The organism is Streptococcus sp. SP1 (assembly GCF_030440005.1).
GTDB lineage: Bacteria > Bacillota > Bacilli > Lactobacillales > Streptococcaceae > Streptococcus > Streptococcus parasanguinis.
Map to the genome: position 1 here is coordinate 178,624 of NZ_JAQFJJ010000002.1, position 22,684 is coordinate 201,307.

The window sequence follows — 22,684 nt, forward strand, 5'->3', positions numbered from 1 at the left end:
ATCTCCTATGATTCTTTTGTAACGACAATATCCGTAATCACATAACTTGCACCTACTTTTTTCAAGGTGTAGGTCTTGTACTTGCGGTTTTGTGAATCTGGATGGCTATCTGTATAATGCACGGTAAAGTCTTCATAAGTCTTGATCGTCACCACACCATTTTCTTCAGTGACACTTTGAATGTCCAATGCTCCTGGAGTATAGTAGTCAATTTTTGCCTTTCGAACACCATCACCAGTTGTGAATTCAACCATGTCCTTGTAGGCTTGACTTTGTGTGTCATAGTATTTAGAGTAGGTGTTGTTTCGATTTGAAACGGAGCTAAAGACTGCGTCGCGGTACTCTTTCAAGAATTCTTCCGCCAAGGTCCGATTTTGTTCTTCTTTGGCTGCTTGCGCTTTCTTAGCATCTTGTGCACTCTTGATGCGTTTTAGGGTATCTTTGGCTAGTTTAAGTTCGATCGGATCGTTCTCACCCTCTTCAATCGTCACCTTAGCCTTTTCAGTTGTATAGGTTTCCCCATTCATGTTGAAGACAGCATGTACTTCAATTTCTTGATAAGGGATGCTATCTACTTCAAAGGTCGTGCTGGTTCCGACTTCTTTGCCGTTGACCACAACCTTCACATCCGTTGGGTTTTCAACTTCATCTGGGAACTCAACTTCTAAATTGCGTTTTTCAGAATTCAACTGCAATTCTAAATTATTCTTGGTTGCTTTTTTAGGATTGAGATGGATCTTAGAAGTAACATTTCCGACTTCAGTTTTAGCAGTCAATTCCATTTCTTTTGTATTGTAATGGAAAGAACCAAGGTCTGTCACTGCATCTTTCTTCAAGGTCACCGTTTTATTGGCAGCCACTTTGAGTTTGGCTTGATCCAAATTGGTCTTGACCTTGACTTGTACTGGATAGCTGGCCACACGGTATTCTTGGAAGATTCCAAATTTCTTGTCCGCTTTTTCCAAACCAAAGATCTTGTTTCCAGATTTATCCGTATAGCTGCCTTCTCCACCATTATCAATGATCTTGTTCAACTCTGTGCCGATATCGACCCCTTGATCTTCCATGCTGGTAATAAAGCTTTCGGCTTCATCCTTTGTCCATTTATCGTTATCGGTTGAAAGCAGGTCTGCTGCTTCGCGATAATCCTTGGTGTCCACTGCCTTAATGAATTTATCTGCAGTCACTTCGACACGTGTTGTAGACTGGAAGTAAAAGAAGGCTGCTACCAAAGCGATCACAAGGACTGCGATAGCAGAAATAATCCCAATTTTCTTCTTGGAAAGTTTCTTTCCACCCTTCGTTTTAGGGGCCTTTTGTTTTTTCTGAGCTGGACCTGCTTCTGCGACATTTGGACCAGCAAAGACCTGCGTTTGCTCAGCAGCAAGTGGAGTCGTATACGCTTGAGTCGGCTGTTGAGGCACATATTCCTGTGTTACTTCTGTTGCATCTGGGTTCGCAAATTCTGCTTCAGGCACAGGTCCTACAAAAAACTCGAAGTTTTGACTTTTTGCAGCGGTAAATTCTTCTGCACTTGGCTTGCGGCCATAGGTTTCTTCAAAATGTTGTAACCAAGCCTGACGAGCTGCTAGAAGTGGATCGACATTCTTCACTTCTTCAACTGGTTCAACCACTGTTTCCTCAACAGGAGCGACTTCCTCTGCTGGGGCATTTCCTGCGATAGACTGAATTTGTTTCAAATCAAATCCACAAGCTTTCCCAGCCATAAACTCTTCTGGTGACGGTTTGCGACCGATCACTTTTTCAAATAATTCAACCCATTTCTTTTGCATGGATCTCTTCTCCCTCATTATAAAATAGGGAAAGTGGGTTCCCCCACCTTCCGTTTTGTGATATTGTTAGAATCCAAAGTTAGAGAAATTTGGAGCACTTGGAATAAATCCTACGGCTACTTGTTCTAAAATACGAGCATTCACATAAATGACAAAGATGGCAATGAGAAGCAAGACAACAGATGATGCTACTAGAAGCAAGAATTTATCTGCTTTAAAGTTTGTCTTGTTCAATCCTTGATGAACGACATAGCATGTTCCAACAAAGAACAAGAAGAAAATAAGGAAGTTTATAAAGCCATAAAATTCATAAACTTTTACAAGACCTACTAAGAAAGCAAGGAGGGCAAGTGGCAAAGTGTAGACAGACAAACGTCCAAACTCTTCAAATGAACGCCCGTAACTGTATTCCTTATCTTGAAGAACCACACGACGAACAAAGAATCCGGCTACTTGGAAGGCGTAAACGCTAAAGAATAGGGAAATCAATGTCAACATAAAGGCACGGAAATCCATTCCATAACCACCTGTAAATCCACTAGCTGTGAAGAAAGTCCCCAAGGTCAAGACAAAGGCAGTCAAGACATACTGTAAAATTCCATTAAGTGCTTTTGGATTTTCAACAGCAGTTGGACGTTTCAAAGCTGAAAGGAACCAATTCCAGTAACCACCAACGGCTACACCAAATTGACTTGGTTGGCCAGGATAAGGTTGTCCTGGTTGACCTTGGTAAGGAGCTTGTTGATAAGCTGCTTGAGTAGGTTGTTGGTAGGCTTGCTGTGGAGCTTGTTGGAAAGCAGGTCCATTCGCTGGAGCAGCTTGAGGGGCCGGTTCTTGAACTGGAGCTGCTACTGGTTCTTCTGCAGGAGCAGTTGGCGCTGCAGGAGCTGCTGGTGCTGCAACAAACTCTGGAGCTTGAGGAGCTACTGGCGCTGCAACAAACTCTGGAGCTTGAGGAGCTGCTGGCGCTGCAACAAACTCTGGAGCTTGAGGAGCTGCTGGCGCTGCAACAAACTCTGGGGCTTGTGGAGCAGCAACTGGTTCTTCCACAGGTGCAGTTGGTGCTGCGACAAATTCTGGGGCTTGTGGGGTTTCTGGAACCACTACTTCTTCTTGAAATTCTCCTGCAGCCAGTGCTTGAGCAATTTCTTCTGCACTAGCAGAACGACCATTTACGGCTTCGAAATAATCCAGCCAATCTTGTTTTGACATAATGAATCTCCTTAACTATTGTTTATACTAGGGTATTATACAAAATTTCTGAACCATTTTCAATGAAAGACTGGAAAATCCCTGTAATATCTTTTGAAAAACATACAAATTCTACTCATATTTAGAAATTAGTAAAGAAAGTGGCTGGGACAAAAGTCCTAGCCTCTCAATTATTTTTGGATTGTCGAGCAAGACGCAGTGGTTGAGTGGGCTCTACTACGCTGATTTCATCAGCTTTTACAGCCCTACTCAACTGTGCGGAGGTGGGACGACGAAATCGAATTCTAATGAATTACCGATTTCTCTCCCACTCTCTCTTAGGATTCAAATGCATCCATGCCACCTTGGACGTTGGTCACATCGTAGCCTTGCTCTTCCAGAAATTGGCAAACACGTGCTGAGCGTCGACCAGACTTGCAGATGACATAATAGGGATGATCCTTCTCTAATTCCTGGTAGCGATCTGCTAACTCAGATAAGGGAAGAAAACGAACCCCATCTAAGTGAAGGGCATCATATTCCTCCTGCTCGCGTACATCAAGAACGTGTAAATCTCCTTTTTGATAAGCTTGGTAAAAGCTTGAAAATGGAATTTCTTTCATAATTTCTCCTTTGTTATGGAAGGGTTAGTATTTCATAATGAAAGCCAATAGACTCTAAAAATCGGAACAAGTCTTGGGTTTTAATAAAGATCGTTTTTTCATTGGTATTGGGATGGAAGGTCATGATTTCCTCTGACACAATGTCTTTATCGAAATAGACTCGAATATCTTTTTCTTCATTGTTCAATAAACCAAATGGAGAAACCGTTCCTGGCGGTAATTGCATTTTTTCAGCTAAAGAATCTGCTGAAGCCATGCGGATCCGGTTGGCTTCCACTTGCTCTTTGAAATCATCCATATCCAATGGCTTCTGGTCATCCATAATGAGCAAATAGTATTGGGTTTTCTTCTTGTTGGTCAAAAACATGGTCTTGGTCCGGACACCTTCTAAGCCTTCAATATAAGAATCCGCTTGCTCAGTCGTGAATGCAGGTGGGTGTTCCACCACATCAAATGAAATTCCTAACTCGTCTAATTTTTCTTTAACTTGTTGATAAGGATCCATCGTCGCTCTCCTTTATTTTTGAATGATCTCTTGTACTAAGGTTTGCAATTCCGGCACCACCTCTGCCTCAAACCAAGGATTTTTAGCCATCCAAATTTGATTGCGAGGGGAAGGGTGAACAAGTGGAAAATAGGTTGGCAAATAGTCTTTAAAATGGTGGACCCGTTCGGTTACTTTGCCACTAACCTTCTCATGAAGGTAGTATGCTTGGGCATATTGTCCAATTAAGAGGGTCAACTCAATATCTGGACACTCCTTGAGGAGTTGAGGGTGCCACTTTTCCGCAAAGCCTTTGCGAGGTGGAAGGTCACCAGATTTTCCATGCCCTGGGAAATAAAAGTCCATGGGAATGACCGCAAACAAACCAGAATTATAAAAGGTGTCTTCGTCAACTCCTAACCATTCGCGCAGACGATCACCACTTTTATCCTTCCAGTAAATACCGGCTTCTTGTGTTTTCAGTCCAGGTGCCTGTCCGATGATATTGATACGAGCTGTCTTTGGGGCTGCAAAGAGCGGCTCGATTCCTTTATCCGTATATTCTTTATTTTGAGGATCTGCCATAATGGCTTGTTTAATGGTTTCAATCCTTGACATAAGTCCTCCTTCTATGGAAAAACTCAGCCAGAAAAACTGGCCGAGTAGTGGATTATTTGATTAGTTCATAGATGGCTTCTGCGTAAATAGCAGCTGCACGATAAAGATCTTCGACATCTGCGAACTCGTTAGCTTGGTGCATGGTATTGACATAGTCTGGGAACATAGCACCAAAGGCAACCCCACGTTTCAAGAGACGACCAAAGGTACCACCACCGATCACTTGTTCGTGTCCTTTGAGGCCAGTTTGTTTTTCGTAAACACGCAAGAGGGTGGATACCAATTCGTCATCCATCGGAACATAGTGGGGTGTGTGACCATGGGCTGACAAGCTTACTGTAGCCACTCCTTCGATCTTTTCAAGGGTGGATTTGATGGTTTCAGGATCTGTACCTTGAGGGTAACGGATATTGAGGGCAATAGAGTTGTCTGCTTGGCTTTCATCAAAATGGAAGACACCTGCATTCATGCTCAATGGTCCCATTTTGACATCTGTATGGGCAATACCTAATTTTTCACCAGCAAAATCTTCGTGAAGAAGTGAAGCTGTCACATGAAGGTAAGCCTTAGCAGCACCACCAAAATCAAATTGGTTCAACAAGAGAGCCAAGTAGGTCGCACCATTGATCCCATCTTCAGGAGTTGATCCATGAGCAGATTTCCCAACAATCGTCACGGTATAGGTTTCTTCATCGACAGTTGAGATTTCATACTTGAGCTGGTGTTCCTTGGCAAAGGCATCTAAGAGACCAGCAAGATCTGGAAGTTGACCAGAAACGACTGCAGTCGCTGACTCTGGTACCATGTTTTCACGAAGGCCACCTGTAAAGCTATGAAGATGGGCACTTCCTGTGTTGTCATTTCCAAAATGAAGGTACTCAGTGATGTTTCCTTTTTCCCCATTGATGATTGGGAATTCCGCATCTGGTGAGAAGCCAAAATCTGGCTCAGGAAGTCCGACGTGTTTGAAATAGTAATCCATGTCGCCCCAGCCTGATTCTTCATCCGTACCGACAACAAAGCGCACGCGCTTAGAAACAGGGAGTCCTAGGTCTTTTATGATCTTCAAACCATAGTAGCAGGCCATTGTAGGCCCTTTATCATCAGACGAACCACGCGCATAGAGCTTACCATCAATAATTTCTGGTTTGTATGGATCCGTCTTCCAGCCACTACCTGCAGGCACGACGTCCATATGGGCAAAGATCCCAAGTTCTTCTTCTCCTTCACCAAAGGTAAAGTGACCGGCATAATTGTCGACATTCTTGGTTTCATAGCCATCACGTTTGGCAATTTCCAAGAATTTTTCAAGAGCTTTTACAGGACCAGGCCCAAAAGGATGCTCTGCATCTGCCTTGCTGTCATCGCGTTCAGAATTGATTTCCAAGAGGCTGTATAAGTCAGCCATCATCTCATCGCGACGTTTTTCTACTTCTGCTTTAAAGTCAACTGTTGTCATGAATTCCTCCTCGATCTTCTATTTGCTAATTGGCTTAGCGTTTGTCAATGATTTCGTCCACTGGTAAGCGATAGCTTGGCTCTACTTTTTCAGCCGCATAGCCAACCGTAATCAAGACTTCTGGACGGAAACGCTCTTCGATGTCCAATACTTCATTGATTTTTGATTTATCAAATCCCAAGATAATATTGGTTCCAATGCCTTGGTCCGTCAAAGCAAGTACCAAGTTCATGGCCACAAGACCAGCATTCAAAGCCAAGTAATCACTTGTTTGTTGGGCATCATAGCGTGCAAATTCAGCAGGAAGATTTTGCATAAAGTATTGCAACTGCTCGTCTGTGAAGTTTTTCACCCCACCGACACGTGCAATCTTGCGAGCCCGTTTTTGCAAATCAGTATCTGTAAAGAGGGCGATGGTCACAGGTGCTTCCATGACTTGATCGTAGTTTGCACCATAGGCTAATTTTGCCAATTCCGCATTTTTTTGACGAACGACCACAAATTTCCAAGGCTGGCTATTGTGGGCGCTAGGGGCCAAGGTTGCGATCTCAATGGCAGTCCGTACATCCTTTGGATCGACCGGTTGGTCAGTGAAATGCTTGATCGCATGGCGTTTTTTATTGAGCTCTAGAAATTTCATAAGCTTCTTCCTTTTCTATTTCTGTTACCTCTATTTTAACACAAAATGAAAGAGCTTGCAGGGTTTTACAGCCTAAGATTGTGAAAAAAGAAGCGGACATTTTGAAGATTCGCTTCTTTTTTATAGGTTGAATACACAAGAGATCCACCTATGATTCATTGGAAAGATTGAAATAGGCAGCTACTTCTTTGGCATAACCGTATTTCTCAATTAAGCTAGTTAGAAGCTCGATGTTATGGCCCCGATAGTTATCCTCGCGTCTCAATTCTTCGTACATCTCAATAAAGGGAAGGCCCTTGTCCTTAGCATCTTGGAGCTCTGCTTCATAGTCATAGGCCACCTTACGAAATTGCAGGTTGGTCACCCCATCTTCTTCGACATCGATCAGAGCATACTGAGCTCTATGGTTTTGAATTGGTTCCCAGTCAAAATAAGGCATGCCAATAGTCCCGGGATTGAGGATCTGCTGGCCCTGACTGCCATAGCGAAGCAACTGCTTGTGGACATGCCCGTAAATCGCCATATCTGTCTGGTCATCCAGCAGTTGGTCAAAGTTCTCCGTCGCATTAGCTGGACGCAAGTCTCCACCGTAATTCTTTTCTGGCAAGTTGTGGGTCAGTGAAAAGCGAATACCATTGACCTCCTTCTTCTCTACCAAAGGAAGGGAGCGAAGCCAATCGATCCGCTTAGGATCTAGTCCTTCCATAAGATACTGAGTAAGACGCAGAAGTTGGATCTCCTGCGGATCCTCAAGACCGTACTCGCCATCCAAAGCCTCTAGGACACAATCGTCCCAATTTCCACGAACAGCCGCTGTAATAGGTATCGCATCCAGCAATTCAAAAAGGTCCTTTCGTCCAGGCCCCGGAAGCAAAATATCCCCTAAAAGCCAGTATTCCGTCGCGCCTAGAGCACGCGCATCCGCAATCACTGCCTCCAGGGCTGTTGTATCTCCGTGAATATCAGATAAAATAGCGATTCTATGGTTCATAACTACTCCTTTATAGATTGAAAAATCTGTGTGCCTTAAGTATAACAAAAACGAGCAAAAATAAAAAATGTGATAACACTTGGATATCACATTTTAAACGACCAGTCATCATTTGATTTCAGAACCATAAAAATATTTTCTACCTTCGACCCAGTCTCGCTTGGAAACATCTTCAATGTAATCAATCATATTATCGATATCTTTTCTTGAAATTGTTTCGTTGACTTTTACTGGAACCCTTTTACCAGTAAATGTAGAAAGGAGAACAGATTGAAGGTATTTATGAAACTTACCTTCAACTTGGATACCAGTATACAATGAAGTCATGATTTCCTTAGCAAACATTCCCGGAAAGACAGGAGAGCCCTTATAGTAATAGGTATCTGGTTCTTTCTGTTCGCTTACTAGCGACCATAATTCTTCAACCTCTTCTTTGGTTGCTTCATCCATCGATAATTTCTGATCATAAAAATAATCATCCAATGCATCTTTGATTGCATATTCAATGTCTGAATCGCTATCTTCCCACTCGTCCCAAAGTGCAAGCAAATAAGGAACCACTTCATAGGACATCGTGTCTACAGCACCTGTGATAAATGTAAAAATAGCAAACTCCGACGCATCGGATAAACATCTAAGATTGGAAACATCCCCTAAATCTTCATTGGTGCATACCGAGCAAAACAATCGAATACACAAATTTAAGACAGATTCATCTTTCGTTTGATTCATCAGTTCAATCAACAATGGTTTAACTGAAAAATCCCCCTTTTTTAATATCTCTGCAATCAGTAAAATACATTTTTTTTCATCAGAAATAGACTCTAGATTAGTTTTCAACTCTTTAAGAGACAAAGGACTAACCCCATCAAAATCTACTCCTGTCAGTAATAACTTATTTTCCATCAAACATAAAATCCATTCGTTCCTATTGTGTTTTAAGACGTGTGATCACATATCGCCCGCCTAAATCAGCATACAATAAATCTAGTATAACAAAAAGGATCTAAAAACGTGAAAACCATCCATTTGAATTGGATGGTTTCTCTTACGTTTAATGAATAGACTTACGAAATCGGAAAAATTTCTTCATCGCAATCGTTTAAAATTGAATGGATTTCTCCATCATTAACAATAACTAGATAATCAGTTGGTAAGACCAACACTTTTATAAGTTTTGGATTCCATTTCAATAGTTCAAAAGCGTGAATGCAAACAAAGTCTTCATTATCTTGCCTTTGGTAGCCCATAACCCAGCCTGAGTCTCTCTGGCTTTGAGTATTTTGTCGTTGCAGATAGGCATGCTCATCCTCGAAGATACCTTTGGCAATTAGAATTTTATCGTCAAATCGAATTTCTGAGGGATTTATCTGCAATTCTTTAGTGACACTAGCCTGTTCGGACTGAATCCAAAGTGCTACCGTTAAATCCTCTGTAAAATCTTTAAAAGGGTTGGCTTCATAGTCAATGGAAACAAGTCTAAACTGCTGTTTTTCTACTTCTATCAGCTTAAAGATAATAAACCCAACCTGAAACAAAAGCTCATTTTGAAGGTCACTTTTAGATGCCAGTATAGTTGTGATTTTTAACCACTCTTGGAAAAGACCCTCAGAGAATTTCCCATAAAAAATAAAACCATTACTTTCAATTTTTGTATCAAGAAGTTCCATTTTTTCCCCTAAACATAAACTCTTTTACTGCAAGTCTTTTGCGGACTCCGCAACTTCCATCAAGGGACTTGCTTCTTCTTGCTTTCCTTGATGGAGCTTGGCTTGCACCGCCTCCGCGACTGCTCGTGGGATGCCAACCGTGACGATCTCATCCACAGTAGCTTCTTTGATCTTGGTCAGTGACTTGAAGTGTTTCATCAGCAATTGCTTGCGTTTTGGTCCTAAACCTTCGATGCCATCCAGCTGAGAAGAGAAGGAATTCTTAGACCGTAGTTGGCGGTGGAAGGTGATGGCGAAACGGTGGACTTCATCCTGGATCCGTTGGAGGAGGAAAAATTCCTGCGAGGTTCGAGAGAGTTCGATGACTTGAAGGGGATCACCGAAAAGCAATTCATGGGTTTGGTGCTTGTCATTCTTTTGCAGACCCGCAATAGGAATATCCAGCCCCAACTCCTCTTGGATCACTTGCTTAGCGATATTGACCTGGCCCTGACCCCCATCGATAACGATCAGATCAGGTGGCGTCAGGCCATCCCGCATGACACGGCTGTAGCGTCTGCGGATGACCTCCCGCATGCTGGCATAGTCATCTGGTCCGACAACGGTCTTGATCTTGTACTTGCGATAGTCCTTTTTGCTTGGCTTCCCATTAACAAAGACCACCATGGCTGAGACCGGACTGGTCCCCATGATGTTGGAGTTATCAAAAGACTCAATGCGCACAGGGGTTGGGATTTGCAGGAGTTTTCCAAGGTTTTCTATAGTACCTTGGGTCTTTTCCATGGATTTTTCAAGGAGATTAAACTTCTGCTCTAGACTGACACGCGCATTCTTAATGGCCAGATTGACCAACTGCTTCTTCTCCCCACGCTGGGGCTTGAGAACCTTGGTATCCACTAGGGCCTTGACCGCTTCCTCATCGATATCTTGAGGGATCAGGATTTCATTGGGGATCAGGTGAGATTTCTCCTGGTAAAACTGCCCCACATAGGTCAAGAAATCCTCGTCCGGATCATTGTAGTAAGGAAAAAGGTTGACGTCGCGCTCGATCAGCTTGCCCTGACGGACAAAGAAGACCTGCACACACATCCAGCCCTTGTCCACGTAGTAGCCAAAGACATCCCGGTTCTGCAAATCCTTGGCCATGACCCGCTGTTTGGTCCGCAGGGTCCCGATGGCCTGGATCAGATCGCGGTACTCGGCCGCCCGCTCGAACTCCATGTTTTGCGCAGCGGTAGTCATCTTGAGCTTGAGCTCGTCGATAATCTTATCATCCTGCCCCTTGAGGAAATCAGAAACCTCCTGGGCCATGCCCTTGAAATAGGCCTCGTCCTTGTGGCAGACTGTATGAGCCATACACTGCCCTAAATGGTAGTAAAAGCAGACCTTGGAAGGCGGATTGGTACACTTGCGGAAAGGGAAAATCCGATCTAAAAGCCGCTTGATCTCATTAGCCGCTCCCACGTCTGGATAGGGACCGAAATAGAGACCACCATCCTTTTTGACCTGGCGCGTGATGATGAGACGGGGATAGCGCTCATTGGTAATCTTGATGAAGGGATAGGACTTGTCGTCCTTGAGCATGATATTGTACTTGGGCTTGTTCTCCTTGATGAGGTTGATCTCAAGAAGCAAGGCCTCAATATTGGACTCAGTGACGATAAACTCAAAATCCACAATCTCAGATACCAGCGCTTCCGTCTTGGTATCGTGGCTCCCTCTGAAATAGGACCGCACCCGATTGCGAAGATTCTTGGCCTTCCCCACATAGATGATGGTTCCGTTCTTGTCTTTGTGAATGTAACAGCCCGGACTCGTCGGCAAGAGCTCGAGCTTGGATTTAATCAAGTTATTCATACTCTCTATTATAGCAAAAAAGAGGGGCCTTGGTCTCTCTGTATTATGTCTGCATTTTTTATATCCACCTTCACCAAATAAAAATTAATTATTAAATGGTATATCAGACCCTCATCTTCAATCCTTTATCTTCACTTGTCCTTTTTCATATCCCGAATACCAACTACTATTCGGACTGACATACTCAGCTAATTCCTTTTGTGGCTGATCTCCTGAAAGAGTTAAAAGTCCATCATGTATCATACAAGAATACTTCTCTGAATCTCTTGTAAATTCTTCATTTTCAGGATCATATGAGTAAGTATGCTCTGAACTACCTTCCTTTATGGTGATCTGCTCTCCGTCTATTTTTATCGATGATGTTTTATCTAGGGAGGCCGTTTTAGTAGATTCATTTTTTACTGTCAGATAGTATGTTCCATCTTTTGATTTCATCTCATCAAGAGTAGTCGTGATAATCCCTAAAATCATCAGTGCAGGGATTATCAACAGAAACCATTTCCATTTTTTAGATTTATTTTTCATCAGTAGTCATTACTCCATTTTTAATCTTTTAAGTTGTGTTATTTTCATGTTCAAATTTTGCATTTCTACTTTCTCTATTATAGCAAAAAAGAGGGATCTAAAAGAATCCCCCCTTTGATAATACTTATCCTTTGAGATTAGCCATCTGGAAGATCGGAATCACATAAGGAACAATAGACATCAGGATAGTAAATAACACGAAGAACCAGAACCAGAAGGACGCGAGGGCACGCTGGAAAACTCCCGGTTGAGGTTTATTGGCTTGAATATAAGCCTTGATAGCTGGCCATTTAGTCGCAAGAACCACTATCATGACAACGGAACCAATCGCTAAAACACCAATTTGGAGCCAATTCGCTAGTCCCTCGTCCACATGATAGGCCACATAATGCAAGCCTTGGGAAATCACAAAGTTATTGAAAATGTGATAGAAAATAGCCCACCAGATATTGTATTCAAAGGCAATGTAGCCAAATCCTAGACCAATGATACTTGCGAAAAAGAGCTGGTCAAAATTGGCATGAAAGAGTCCAAACAAGATGGCCGTCATGACAATAGCAAAGATTTTGCCATACCGTTCCAAGCCTCGCAAGCCTGCCCCACGGAAGAAGAATTCCTCTGTGATAGGACCAAAAAAGCCAGCATACAAGAGCATGGTCCAAGATCGCTCAATCGTATCTCCAAGATCTGGTGTCGGAGAGTGAAGGCCAATGGTCTCAAACATGCGCTCAATCACTTGTGTCATCACAGATGAAAAGACTTGAGAAAAGCCAAGAAAGGCGAGAAGAATAAAGAAGACTGAAAGAGTCATCTTACGTCCCTTGTGCTTAAGATCATATTTATAGAGGGCCTTCTTGCGATAGGCATTAAAGAGAAAGAGTCCAATGGAAATAGAGATAAGATAGGGAATACCAGCCCAAACATTCAGGGCATTGAGTTTCTCCGTTACTTGACTTGGATCTTTTCTGAGAGAACCTGCTATGGTCAATCCAAGGAGGACTTCCCACAGGACGGTTACCAAGGTCATTACCAAGAGATAAATGGCAAGTGTCCCGGAATACCTTCCTATATCTTTTTTAGGGTCTAATAATCGGTTGTATTGGTTCATTTCTTCCTCCTAGAAAATAGATAAAAACTCGCACACATTCCTTCGTATAAGACAAAGAAAATCAAAAAGGCATGCATAAAGTAGTCTTCTGGTAATGCAAGAATAATCGAATCCACGCGCGGATCAAAGAGCCAAGTATTGTCCCCAGCAAATAAGACCTGATGAAAGAGCGTAAAGAATTGATCAAAGCCAATCATAACAGCTATCACTGCAAGCACTACTGGTAAAACCATCATCCAAAAGAAGAGACTACGGTACAAGGTAAGGTAGCCTTTTTTGACAACTGTCCGCATAAACTGGATAAAACCAGGTAGTGTGACCACGAAAACGACCGTCACTAAGTGAAATAAGTACTTGACAGCCTCAAAATGGTGCAGTCCATTTTTTGAAGAGGGGAATTGAGGCATCTTCAACACCCATTGAAAAGGATTGGTCAAGTAGTTCATCAAGACATTAAAATTCTTCATGATGACAGATGCCGAAAAACCAGTCCGGCTTTGAATCCCCAACCAATGAATCTCCAAGGGATAGATGACCCAAGCTAGAGCAATGGTGAGAAGGATTGCAGCTGACAAGATAAAGAAAAATTGGTTGATTGATTTCAGACTTTTAAGCATCAAAATCCCACTCCGCTAGACTGGCAACAACATGTGTCGGTGCAATTGGTAAGGTCGGCACTTCTTCTGGTTTGGTAAAACCTGTCGTCACCAAAAGGGTTGGAATCCCATTGTCAATACCCGCACGAATATCTGTTAGGTAGTTGTCGCCAACCATGACCACTTCTTCTCTTTCAAGACCCAGATGTTCAATGGCCTTGTCCATGATAATGGCCTTTGGTTTGCCAATGATCACTGGCTTGACACGTGTCGCTGCTTCAACAAGGGCAATCAGAGATCCTGCTCCTGGCATCAAGCCACGCTCCGTTGGGATATTCAGGTCAGGGTTGGTCCCTATAAAGTGCGCTCCCTTTTGAATCGCCAAGGTTGCTTTAGCAAATTTCTCATAATCCACTTGCCAATCGAGGCCAATCACAACATAATCAGGTGCTTCTTCATCGATAATATAGCCAGCTTCTTCAATAGCATCTTTGAGCCCCGCTTCTCCAATCACATAGACCTTTTTCCCCAAGTTTTGGTCGTTCATGTAGTCAATGGTCGCAAGGGTAGCTGTATAGATGGTCGACACTGGGGTTTCAATATTGAAGTGAGTCGCCAGCATATCCCGAACAGTCTCTGGTGTGCGGGTTGTGTTATTGGTGACAAAGAGATATGGAATCTCACGCGCCTGTAATTCATGAACAAAAGCTTCTCCTGCTGGAATTCGTGATTTTCCTTTGTAAATGGTGCCATCCAAATCAATTAAATAGCCCTTGTATTGCATTTATTCTTCCCTTTCTGTATCAGCTTTTTCATGCAACTTCTCTGCATCGACTCGTCCACCAGACCCATACAAAAGCAAGGCTCCAGCATAGAGGACAAATTGTAAAATCAACCCTGTAAAATTGATCCCTTGACTTCCTGATTGGGTAAACAAGAAGGAAGCCACCATGAGGATCACAATGGTCAATAACAAGCCTATTACGGTTGCCTGGTCTACACTGATTTGATAAACCGTGCGTTTGGTGCTCCGGTTCCGACCGTCTGACTTGGTTTCTGGTTGCAAATTCTCTACAAAATCGGTTACTAAGGTGGCAGCAAGGCTGACTGTCGTGCTAAAGAGAACGCCTTGAGACAAACGATGATAGAAATTAGACCAGAAAGAGCCTGATTGGCTGGTAATACCGACCGAAAAGATCACGACAGGCAAGAGAAAGGCCAAGGTGAAATGGATCCAGACCCGATACCAACGCACATCTTCTTTCAAGAAACGACTAAAACTCTCTAAATTCAAACGGTATCGGAAAAATTTGTAAATTTCTTCCACCAGGATGATGCCCAAAGCACAAAGAGTCAAGAGCCAATCTCCCAACATGTACAAAGGGTTCTTTTGACGCTTAGCATAGGCCACAACCCGTTTTTGGTAGCCTGCTAGCTCTTGTTTTTTATTTTTTAATCTTCTACTTTCCATAGGTCCAACCCTTTTCTTCTACTTCTTCCCACTCAATTTCAGCTTGGGCATTGATATGACCATCTGAGCTAATTTGGTGCTGGGTCTTCAAGCCCTCTTGTTCATATTGAGAGGTGATGACACCTCCTGCCAGTACTTCTTTGACATATTTTAGATGAACTTTTTTAGGGACATGATGGGTCAAGAAGTCTGCTCCCATCACCTCAAAGACCCAATCCAAATACTTGCTATTGTTGACATGTCCGTTCATATCCAAATCGTAAAACCGAACTCGGTATTCTTGTTCTACACCCCCTTCTAATTCTTTGAAACGGGGACCACGGAGCATGGTTTTTGAAAACTCTGAGTCAAAGGCATCCGTAATCTCAGACATGACAGGATGGACCTTGCGTGTATCACGATCCATCAAGACAAAGGTTGCGACCATCTCAATAATGGTATTGCCTTCCTCATCTTTGATATTAAAGGCCCGGTAACAAAATAGTCGATTGTGACTCTTGGCATAGGTTTCGATGGTGATCTTTTCATCAAACACAGGGAGACGCTCGATCTTCATATTGTAATCCGTGATAATCCAGACCAGATTATAGTTCTCTAAAATGTACATATCACTCATACCCAGCTCAATTGATTGCATGCCAGATACCTGTAAAGACAGCAAGATTAATTGGGGAATCTTAATATAACCATTGACATCGCTCATATCAAAAGGAATTTTCATGCTGTATTCAAATGTTTTTGCCATCTTCTACTCCAAAATAAACTTCTCTGCTACAGTGTCTCCTAAAAAGAGACCTTTCTTGGTCATGCGAACAATGTCCTTGTCAGGCACCAAAAGTCCCTGCTGGGTCAATTCATCGACCACTGGTCCATATTGTTGGTCAAAATTCACACCAAACTTTTCTTCGAAACGCTTCTTGGAAACGCCTGTTTTCTTACGGAGTCCCAGAAACATCTCTTCTTCCATCATTTCTGTCAGAGTCAGATGTTCTTCTTGGACACGCGCATTTCCCTCTTCGACTGCCTGCATATAGTGGCGAATAGGTCCATGGTTCTTGTAGCGAACACCGTTGACATAGCCGGATGCACCAGCTCCCAAGCCATAATACTCTGCATTATCCCAATACATGAGGTTGTGGCGACTTTCAAAACCAGGCTTGGAGAAATTTGAAATTTCGTAATGCTCAAAGCCCGCTCGCTCCAACTCCTGAATGATGTATTCAAACATCTCCGCTTCTAACTCCTCTTTTGGTAGAGGAAGCTTGCCCCGTCTCATCCGATTCATAAAGACGGTGTGATTCTCCAGAATCAAGCTATAGAGGCTCATATGAGGAATGTCGAGAGCAAGAGCCTTCGCGACATTTTCCTGGACCTGCTCCATGGTTTGCGTCGGAAGCGCATAGATGAGGTCGATCGAAATATTATCAAAACCAGCTAGCTTCAAACGCTCGATATTGTCATAGATATCCTGTTCCTGATGGCTCCGACCAATCTTTTTAAGCAAGCGATTATCAAAGGTCTGTACGCCCAAAGAAACCCGATTGACCGGTGAATCCTTCAAAACAGCGATCTTATCCGGATCCAAATCACCAGGATTGGCCTCGATGGTCAACTCCTCCATCTGAGAGAGATCAAGCGACTTGGTCAGCTCCTTGAGTAGATACGCTAGCTGATCTGCAGATAAAGCCGTCGGCGTCCCACCCCCAATATAGAGAGTCCGTAAATTTGTGATTTCTTCCCGACGAAATTCTTGGATCAAATGATCCAAATAAGCATCGACCGGTTGATTCTTAATAAAGACCTTCGAAAAATCACAATAAAAACAAATCTGGGTACAAAATGGGATATGGACATAAGCGGACGTTGGTTTTGTATGCATAGCTTTAATTATACCATAAAATCCCCCCTAAGTCCGAGAAGAAAAGGGTGGATGAAGCAAGGTTTTCCTTGACAAGAAGGAATGAAAGGAATAGAATAAAGCTAATCATATTCGGAGGTAAGGAGATATGAACAACTAAGTTTCGTTAAATAAGATACTTTATTTAGTGGACTGCTTGTTCTATCTCTTTTTGTGTGCCCTCTCGCCTATTCTCCAACTTTTTGTTGGCTTAATAAGGTCTTTTTCTGTTTGGGTCCACTTGAATACAGCTCTACTAAATAGGTAGAGCTGTTTTTTTGTCCCAGTAGAAAGGAATCTTATGCTAAAACTATCCCACCTCACCATCCGCCATACAAAAGATTTACGCGATCTGGTTCGTGATCTGTCCCTAACCATTCATGAAGGAGAAAAGGTTGCCATTATTGGCGAAGAAGGGAATGGAAAGTCTTCCTTGCTTCACATCCTCATGTCCCCAAAATCCCTACCAGATTATCTGACAATAGAAGGCGAAATCACCACTTCCTTTCACTCCTATGCCTATATTCCCCAGTCTTTGCCGGAAGCATTGAAGGGAAAAACATTGGAAGAATATTTTTTTGGAGAAGACGAGATAGACTATGCCACCCTCTACAGACTGGCTGATCAATTGCAATTTGATAGCAACCGCTTTGCGAGCGACCAAGTTATTGGAAGTCTATCTGGAGGAGAAGCCCTCAAAGCCCAACTGCTTCACGAACTTTGTCGTCCTCATGAATTACTATTTTTAGATGAACCTTCAAACGATCTGGATTTGGAAACCCTGGACTGGCTCCAGCAGATGATCCAAACAAGTCCCCAAACCATCCTATTTATTTCCCATCATGAAGATTTTTTGACTCAGACGGCGGATACGATCATCCACCTAAGACAGATCAAACACCGCAAGGAGGCTGAAACCATTGTAGAGCACCTAGGCTATCAAGACTACAGTAGCCAGAGGGAGCAACAATTCAAGCAACAGTCCCAGCAAGCTGCTAATGATCAACGAACCTACAAGAAAACAATGGAGAAGCATCGCCGCGTCCGTCAGCAAGTTGAAACATCCTTACGAAACACTAAGGATAGCACTGCTGGACGTCTCCTGGCAAAGAAAATGAAGTCCCTCCTCTCACATGAAAAGCGCTACGAGCGAGAATTCCAATCCATGACTTCCCAACCCTATGATGAGGAAGTTATCAATCTGCATTTTTCTCCCCTCACTCCCTTGTCTCCTCAAAAACGAGTCCTTCTCTTAGATCAGGAAGAGCTCGCAATTGGTGACCGGGTCCTGGTCAAGAACCTCTCCCTTACTCTTCTAGGACAGGATAAAATAGGGATTATCGGTTCCAACGGTGCAGGGAAATCCACTTTTCTAAAAATGATATGGGAGATCTTACGGAAGAATGAAAGTATCCGCACTGCCTATATGCCTCAAGATTACACTGAACGCCTTCCTTTGACTCAGACACCGGTTCAATTTCTACAGCATTCAGGTGATCGCGAAGAAATCAACACCATTCAATTGCATTTAGCCTCCCTCAACTTTACCTATTCTGAAATGCACCATCCGATCTCTGAACTTTCTGGTGGCCAGCAAGGAAAACTCTTTCTCCTTCAATTAGTGCTCACAAGCCCTCAGTTTCTACTCTTGGACGAGCCTACTCGCAATTTTTCCCCCACTTCCCAACCAGAAATTAGACGCCTATTCGCAGACTACCCAGGCGGACTAGTCACAGTCTCTCACGACCGGACCTTCCTCAAAGAAGTCTGCCAAAAAATCTATCGTCTGACCGAAAATGGGTTCGAAGAGATAGAGTCGCTCTAAGGTAAAAAAGATTGGCCAAAACCAATCTTAGAGAACGTTAACGAAATGTTCTTTTATACAAATCTAACAAATCCATAGTTATCCAATCCTCAATTGAAACTTTCCGCCGTGAGAAAAGTGCTAGAAACACTCTTGTTTCTAGCACTCGGAATTATTGAGAGTAAAACAGTTTGGGAAACTGTTTTAGCCTGAGCCCGGAAATTAAAGAGCGAAGGGGCTCAAAATGAATTGAACACGGGCTGCGGATTGTGTCAAAAGTGCAAATACATTAGTACTAAATCCAAGACACAGTAGCTGATTGAATTCTTCTCTCGCCTTTCAGCTCGGAAGAATCCTAATCAGCCTTGTGGGGGCAGGACAACGAAGCAATCCCATACAACAGTGCTTCTGTCCTGCTCCCTATTTTGACTTTATCCGCAGACGCCCTTTGTATCTTGAATTAGTCATGGAACTTCGAGGAAGTTCGCTGACGTCCGATCTCACCTAAGGAAAGTTTCTAAGAGGACTTTATTTTCAATTTGAAAGATTGGCCAAAACCAATCTTTTTTCTATTCCTTCGCTGCCTCTTGTCCCATTTCTTGGGTGCGTTTATAGGCTGCTTCCACTCCAGCAATGATGTCGCCCCGTAAGCCGACTTGTTCCAGGCGATTGACTCCTGCGATGGTAGAGCCACCTGGGCTACAAACTGCATCTCGCAAGCGGGCTGGGTGTTCGCCTGTCTCTAGGACCATTTGACTAGCTCCTTGGAAGGTCTGGGCGGCCATCTGCAAGGCTTGCTCTCGTGTAAGTCCTAATCCTACTCCTGCATTTGCCATGGCTTCAATCATCTGATAGACAAAGGCTGGTCCACAGCCTGCGACAGCCGTTGCAGGATCCATCAATTTTTCCTCGATTTCATAGAGAGCTCCAGCTCCTGCTAAAAGCTGCTTGACCTGGGCTACCTGCTGGTCTGTTACTGCTTGGGAGCGGGCTAGACTGATGACACCCTGACTAATGGCTACAGGCGTATTGGGCATGATGCGGATGAGACCCACCTGGTCGTTCTGGATCACGTCAGCCATCTTTTCTAGTTCCAGGCCTGCAGCCATGGAAACCAGTAAGAGATTAGAGCGTTGGGCCAAGATGCCTTGATACTCTCCTAGGAGAGGACAAATCTGATAGGGTTTGACCCCTAAAAAGATTACTTCAGCCTCTTGAAAGACTTGTTCAAGATCAGACGCCGTTCCCCCATACTGGCTGATAAACTCTTGCACCTTTTGTGGAGAACGATTGACCAAAAGCAGGTCTTGCGCGTCTACTTCTTTTGCGACTGCTTTGGCTAGACTAGCTCCCATGTTTCCTAGTCCAATAAATGCTACTTTCATTTCTTACCTCACTTGACCATTTCCACTGACGATATATTTATAACTGGTCATTTCCCGGAGTCCCATTGGTCCACGCGCATGGAGTTTTTGGGTCGAGATCCCCATTTCACAACCTAGACCAAATTGACCCCCATCTGTAAAGCGTGTAGAAGCATTGACATAAACCGCTGCTGAATCTACTTGCTGGGTGAAATAAGCGGCTGTCTCAGGATTTTCAGTCACAATGGCATCCGAATGATGGGTGCTGTGAGCTTCAATGTGGTCCACCGCTTCCTCCACTCCATCAACGACCTTAACTGCTAAAATATAATCTAAAAATTCGGTATCAAAATCCTGTTCCTGTGCTGCTGTCCCCGAAATGATAACCTGTGGTTGCTCATCTAGGCGCAACTCAACGGATCTTTCCCTTGAATCCACTAAACGCTCTTTAACCAAAGGCAAGAAATCAGACGCGATCGCTTGATCCACCAACAAGACCTCCATAGCATTGCAGACGGATGGACGACTGGTCTTAGCATTTTCAATAATGGCGAGGGCTTTCTGGAAATCAGCCTCCTTGTCCACATAGACATGGACAATGCCAGTTCCTGTCTCGATCACGGGGACAATGGCATTTTCAACCACCGCTTGGATCAATCCAGCACCACCACGTGGAATGAGCAAGTCCAGATAGCCCTTAGCCTTCATCATAGCAAGGCTTGAAGCTCGACTCGTATCTTGGATCAGTTGAAGAAGATCGGGATGGAGTCCGGCTTCTTCCAATCCAGCCTTGAGGGCTGTCACGATCGCTTGAGCAGAATGAAAGGCATCCTTTCCAGTACGAAGGACCACTGCATTTCCACTCTTGATGGCAAGCGCTGCAGCATCCGATGTCACATTTGGTCGGCTTTCATAAATGATGCCAATAACACCCATGGCGACTCGAACTTTCTGAATTTCAAGGCCATTTTCCAATACTTCAGTATCCAGCACTTCCCCAATCGGATCTGGCAGGTCTATTAAAGCACGAATTCCTTGTGCCATCCCTGCTATCCGCTCTTGATCAAGAAATAGACGATCCAGCATGACTTCAGAGATCTTCCCACGTGCCACTTCCATATCGATTTGATTGGCTGCTAAAATGGCTTCCGTCGCTTTCAAAAGCTGGCTAGCCATGGCCTCCAAGGCCTGATTTTTAAGAGCTGTGCTGGCTGTATTGATACTTTTCTTAGCTGATCTCGCTAAGGCTAATTGTTCTTGTGTTGTTCCCATACGTTTTCCTCTAAAATTCTGTAAAGAGTAGGTCAATCTCGGGAGTTACCGAGATCCAATCATCCCGGTGAATGAGGATTCCCTTGGCTTTTTTAGATTGGAGTAGATCACGCACGGCTGATTGACCGAGACGAACTTTCCCTTTCCCAAGCAATTGTCCTGATTCTTGATGATAGACGCTGACGATGTCTTGGTAAGAGAAATCCCCTTCTGCCTTGGTCACACCAGATATCAATAGACTCTTTCCATGATCCAACAGGGCTTCCGCTGCTCCAGCATCCACCCAAACGGCACCTTTGCTTTCTGCATAAAAAGCTAGCCATTGCTTCTGGGTTTTTAAGCCCTTGTCCTCTGCAAGGAAGTAACTGCCATCTGCTTGCTCTTGCGCTGCTTCAATCAAGGCATCAGACTTGAGAGACGAGCAAATATAGACAGGAACCCCTGACTCGGTCGCAAGGGTCGCTGCCTTGAGTTTGGTCAGCATTCCACCAGTTCCGTTGCTACTGCCAGCACCACCAGCCATCTCGATCATCTCACGAGAAATGTGTTCGATTCGATCCAAGCGCTTAGCTGTTGGATCCTGAGAAGGATTGGCTGTATAGAGGCCATCTACATCTGTTAAAAGCACCAAAAGATCCGCTTGAACCATGGCTGCAACCTGCGCACTTAAGGTATCATTGTCTCCTACTTTTAACTCAGCAATCGAGACCGTATCGTTTTCATTGATAATCGGAATGGCCCCACGATTAAGCAAGACAGAAAGTGCCTGCTGGGCATTCTTATAGCGGCGCTGATCCGCAAAGTCATCCTGGGTCAACAAAATCTGCGCAGAAACAATGTTGCGTAAGAGCAGGTTAGCTGTGTATTCTTCCATCAGTAAGCCTTGCCCAACTGCCGCAGAGGCTTGCTTGTCTGCCACCTTGGTCGGCCGTTTCTTAAAACCAAGGGCACCAAATCCAGCAGCAACTGCCCCTGATGAGACCAAGATCAACTCATGACCTGATTCATGTAAGAGAGCCAACTGCTGCGTAATGACCTTGACCTTCTGTCTGGAGAGGCTCCCATCGGGATTGGTCAACGACGAGGTCCCTACTTTAAAGACGATTCGTTTTGCTTTCATCGCTATGATTCTTTCTAATACTATTTATTTCGTATCTAATGAAAGTGAGGCTGGACAAATACTGTCCAGCTCTCTATGTTTGATAGTAATAACTGCATGACGCAGTGGTTAATTGCTCAAAGCACTGCTTTGAGGTGGCGTATAGAACTTGCGAAGCAAGTATCCTAAGTCTTTGTTCGCTTTTTAGGCTCCAAAGATAAC

General features: G+C 43.7%; 22 protein-coding genes. 1 reads left to right on the forward strand and 21 read right to left on the reverse strand.

What is annotated here, in order from left to right; translation table 11 throughout:
• Positions 1-5: 5 nt before the first annotated feature.
• The 18 genes from PCY07_RS01985 to hemW all read right to left on the reverse strand — a co-directional run bounded on the left by PCY07_RS01985 (position 6) and on the right by hemW (position 16,905).
• A complete protein-coding gene (locus PCY07_RS01985) occupies positions 6-1,793 on the reverse strand; it encodes a hypothetical protein (RefSeq protein ID WP_301356391.1) in 1,788 nt (595 codons plus the stop codon).
• Positions 1,794-1,859: 66 nt separating this feature from the next.
• Positions 1,860-3,005 carry a DUF6574 domain-containing protein gene (locus PCY07_RS01990; protein WP_301356389.1) on the reverse strand — a complete coding sequence of 382 codons (1,146 nt, stop codon included), beginning with the start codon at positions 3,003-3,005 and terminating at the stop codon, positions 1,860-1,862.
• Positions 3,006-3,322: 317 nt separating this feature from the next.
• On the reverse strand, positions 3,323-3,607 hold the full coding sequence (locus PCY07_RS01995) for a rhodanese-like domain-containing protein (RefSeq protein ID WP_301356387.1): 285 nt from the start codon (positions 3,605-3,607) through the stop codon (positions 3,323-3,325).
• Positions 3,608-3,620: 13 nt separating this feature from the next.
• Positions 3,621-4,112: a prolyl-tRNA synthetase associated domain-containing protein gene (locus tag PCY07_RS02000; RefSeq protein ID WP_301356385.1), complete on the reverse strand. Its 492-nt coding sequence runs from the start codon at positions 4,110-4,112 to the stop codon at positions 3,621-3,623.
• A gap of 12 nt (positions 4,113-4,124) precedes the next feature.
• A complete protein-coding gene (locus PCY07_RS02005) occupies positions 4,125-4,709 on the reverse strand; it encodes a uracil-DNA glycosylase family protein (RefSeq protein ID WP_195227246.1) in 585 nt (194 codons plus the stop codon).
• A 52-nt stretch (positions 4,710-4,761) separates the two neighbouring features.
• Positions 4,762-6,168, reverse strand: coding sequence for a dipeptidase PepV (pepV, locus tag PCY07_RS02010; RefSeq protein WP_301356383.1), 1,407 nt, complete (start codon positions 6,166-6,168; stop codon positions 4,762-4,764).
• A gap of 34 nt (positions 6,169-6,202) precedes the next feature.
• Complete coding sequence (locus tag PCY07_RS02015; protein WP_003001591.1) at positions 6,203-6,808, reverse strand: nitroreductase family protein; 606 nt, start codon at positions 6,806-6,808, stop codon at positions 6,203-6,205.
• Positions 6,809-6,956: 148 nt separating this feature from the next.
• On the reverse strand, positions 6,957-7,799 hold the full coding sequence (locus PCY07_RS02020; protein WP_301356381.1) for a metallophosphoesterase family protein: 843 nt from the start codon (positions 7,797-7,799) through the stop codon (positions 6,957-6,959).
• A gap of 108 nt (positions 7,800-7,907) precedes the next feature.
• Positions 7,908-8,705: an Imm47 family immunity protein gene (gene imm47, locus PCY07_RS02025; protein ID WP_301356379.1), complete on the reverse strand. Its 798-nt coding sequence runs from the start codon at positions 8,703-8,705 to the stop codon at positions 7,908-7,910.
• Between the two features lie 161 nt (positions 8,706-8,866).
• A complete protein-coding gene (locus PCY07_RS02030) occupies positions 8,867-9,469 on the reverse strand; it encodes a hypothetical protein (RefSeq protein ID WP_301356377.1) in 603 nt (200 codons plus the stop codon).
• Positions 9,470-9,493: 24 nt separating this feature from the next.
• Positions 9,494-11,326, reverse strand: a complete 1,833-nt coding sequence (gene uvrC / locus PCY07_RS02035) for an excinuclease ABC subunit UvrC (RefSeq protein ID WP_301356376.1) — start codon at positions 11,324-11,326, stop codon at positions 9,494-9,496.
• A gap of 117 nt (positions 11,327-11,443) precedes the next feature.
• Positions 11,444-11,851 (reverse strand): hypothetical protein, encoded by a 408-nt coding sequence (locus PCY07_RS02040; RefSeq protein ID WP_301356375.1) that lies wholly within the window; start codon positions 11,849-11,851, stop codon positions 11,444-11,446.
• Between the two features lie 124 nt (positions 11,852-11,975).
• Positions 11,976-12,959 carry a CPBP family intramembrane glutamic endopeptidase gene (locus tag PCY07_RS02045; RefSeq protein ID WP_301356374.1) on the reverse strand — a complete coding sequence of 328 codons (984 nt, stop codon included), beginning with the start codon at positions 12,957-12,959 and terminating at the stop codon, positions 11,976-11,978.
• On the reverse strand, positions 12,956-13,576 hold the full coding sequence (locus PCY07_RS02050) for a TIGR01906 family membrane protein (protein WP_301356373.1): 621 nt from the start codon (positions 13,574-13,576) through the stop codon (positions 12,956-12,958). The genes PCY07_RS02045 and PCY07_RS02050 overlap by 4 nt, the downstream gene beginning before the upstream one ends.
• Positions 13,569-14,339: a TIGR01457 family HAD-type hydrolase gene (locus PCY07_RS02055; RefSeq protein WP_301356372.1), complete on the reverse strand. Its 771-nt coding sequence runs from the start codon at positions 14,337-14,339 to the stop codon at positions 13,569-13,571. The genes PCY07_RS02050 and PCY07_RS02055 overlap by 8 nt, the downstream gene beginning before the upstream one ends.
• The gene (locus tag PCY07_RS02060; RefSeq protein ID WP_003016180.1) at positions 14,340-15,026 is read right to left on the reverse strand and encodes a hypothetical protein; all 687 of its coding nucleotides are present in this window, start codon (positions 15,024-15,026) and stop codon (positions 14,340-14,342) included.
• A complete protein-coding gene (locus tag PCY07_RS02065; protein ID WP_227197433.1) occupies positions 15,016-15,771 on the reverse strand; it encodes an acyl-ACP thioesterase domain-containing protein in 756 nt (251 codons plus the stop codon). The genes PCY07_RS02060 and PCY07_RS02065 overlap by 11 nt, the downstream gene beginning before the upstream one ends.
• Before the next feature lie 3 nt (positions 15,772-15,774).
• Positions 15,775-16,905, reverse strand: a complete 1,131-nt coding sequence (hemW, locus tag PCY07_RS02070; protein WP_301356370.1) for a radical SAM family heme chaperone HemW — start codon at positions 16,903-16,905, stop codon at positions 15,775-15,777.
• Between the two features lie 319 nt (positions 16,906-17,224).
• Here hemW and PCY07_RS02075 point away from each other — a divergent pair, with 319 nt between their 5' ends.
• Positions 17,225-18,748, forward strand: a complete 1,524-nt coding sequence (locus tag PCY07_RS02075) for an ATP-binding cassette domain-containing protein (RefSeq protein ID WP_301356368.1) — start codon at positions 17,225-17,227, stop codon at positions 18,746-18,748.
• Between the two features lie 548 nt (positions 18,749-19,296).
• Here PCY07_RS02075 and proC read toward each other — a convergent pair.
• From proC to proB, 3 genes are read right to left on the reverse strand one after another with little or no spacing between them, the layout of a single operon-like run.
• Entirely contained in the window at positions 19,297-20,112 is an 816-nt protein-coding gene (gene proC, locus PCY07_RS02080; protein WP_301356367.1) for a pyrroline-5-carboxylate reductase, read from the reverse strand.
• A 3-nt stretch (positions 20,113-20,115) separates the two neighbouring features.
• Positions 20,116-21,363, reverse strand: a complete 1,248-nt coding sequence (locus PCY07_RS02085) for a glutamate-5-semialdehyde dehydrogenase (RefSeq protein ID WP_301356366.1) — start codon at positions 21,361-21,363, stop codon at positions 20,116-20,118.
• A 10-nt stretch (positions 21,364-21,373) separates the two neighbouring features.
• The gene (gene proB / locus PCY07_RS02090; RefSeq protein ID WP_301356364.1) at positions 21,374-22,483 is read right to left on the reverse strand and encodes a glutamate 5-kinase; all 1,110 of its coding nucleotides are present in this window, start codon (positions 22,481-22,483) and stop codon (positions 21,374-21,376) included.
• Positions 22,484-22,684 lie beyond the last annotated feature (201 nt).